Annotated in this window: 2 protein-coding genes; both read right to left on the bottom strand. The window is 56.9% G+C overall.

What is annotated here, in order from left to right; translation table 11 throughout:
* On the bottom strand, positions 1-582 hold a 582-nt coding region (locus tag Q7T06_RS07950; RefSeq protein WP_304783078.1), incomplete at its 3' end, for a transporter substrate-binding protein.
* Positions 583-721: 139 nt separating this feature from the next.
* Positions 722-1,438 carry a GntR family transcriptional regulator gene (locus Q7T06_RS07945; protein WP_304783076.1) on the bottom strand — a complete coding sequence of 239 codons (717 nt, stop codon included), beginning with the start codon at positions 1,436-1,438 and terminating at the stop codon, positions 722-724.
* Positions 1,439-1,536: the final 98 nt, after the last annotated feature.

Here is a 1,536-nt window from a genome sequence, read left to right as displayed (position 1 = left end):
CTTGCTGTTCAGGAATGAGCGCAGGATCTTGTTGGTGGTGCGCGGATAGACATAGTCTGTACCCAGCAGGACAAAGCGCTTGGCGCCGCCGCCTTCTTTCGACATCAGATATTCGGTCGCCGGGATCGCTTGCTGGTTAGGCGCGGCGCCGGTGTAGAACACGTTTTTCTCGAGTTCTTCGCCTTCATATTGCACCGGGTAAAACAGCAGGCTGTTCAATTCCTTGAAGACCGGCAAAACCGATTTGCGCGATACCGAAGTCCAGCAGCCGAACACGACCGCGACCTTGTCTTGCGAAATCAGCTGGCGCGCCTTTTCCGCAAACAGTGGCCAGTTCGATGCCGGATCGACGATGACCGGCTCCAGCTTCTTGCCCATCACGCCGCCATTGGCATTGATTTCTTCTATCGTCATCAATGCCACGTCTTTCAACGAGGTTTCGGAAATGGCCATGGTGCCCGACAAGGAATGCAGGATGCCGACCTTGATCGTATCGGCGGCAAATGCAGCCGGCAGCCAGGAAGAAGAGGCGAGTGCAAACGCGCCCAGTGCGGTTGCTTTGAGTAGTGTGCGACGTGACATAAGGTGTGCTCCTAAAGTGGATGAACGAAAACCCAGTACGAAAGACAGAAAACCATGCAACTGACAACATGAAAAACAGTGTGAAAAACAACGATGAAACTGAATACTCTTGTCCGTCATTCCCGGCCGGCGGGATGCTTTATGCTTCCTCCCGGGTGCTGTAGCGTTCGCGTGCGGTCTGCAGCATGAACAGCGTGATGCGCTTGACCTCGGCCTGGCTCTCGGCGATGTGACCGCAAATCATTTGCTGCGCGCCGGCCACGTCGCGGTCGAAGATTTTCTTCAGGATGTCTGCATGTTCGCGATAGGTCGCAGCGATGCGCGGCGCCTTCGTGAAATCGAGGCGGCGGATGATGCGTATGCGCTCGGTGACGTCCTGATGGATGCGCACCATCTCGTCATTGCCGACCGCTGACACCAGCCGCGCATGGAAGGCTTCATCGAGCGCCGCCACGGTGGTCGGGTCGTCTAGATATTCTGCCGGTGGGACCAGCCAGACTTCGCGCAAGCCATCCAGGCGCGAGGTCGCATCCTGCTCGACGAGCTTGGCGATGGCATTGGTTTCCATCATGATGCGGATCTCGTACAAGTCCTCGAAGTACTTGAAGTCGAAGGCGCGCACTTGCCAGCCGCTGCGGAAATTGACATCGACATAGCCTTCGCGCTGCAGCCAGAACAGTGCCTGCCGCACGGGGGTACGGCTGACCTGCATGCGGGTAGCGATATCGCCTTCGCTGAACTTGTCGCTGGGCAGCAGGCGGAAATCAAAGATGTCTGCCTTCAATTGCGTGTAAATCTGGATCGCCAGATTGTTCGCATTTTTCCCGGAAGCGGGCGGCGTTTTCAGATCGAGCATGGAAGGTCCTCAGTAAAGGCGCCGGATTAAAGGGTGGCGTGCTGTTCGATCGAGACCAGCGGATCGCCGGCATTGATCATCATGCCGGGCTGGCAATG

Origin of the sequence: Herminiimonas sp. (assembly GCF_030645555.1) — a bacterium.
GTDB lineage: Bacteria > Pseudomonadota > Gammaproteobacteria > Burkholderiales > Burkholderiaceae_D > Oxalicibacterium.
The sequence above is the reverse complement of the archived record's forward strand: the minus strand, read 5'-3'. Positions and strand labels throughout refer to the sequence as shown.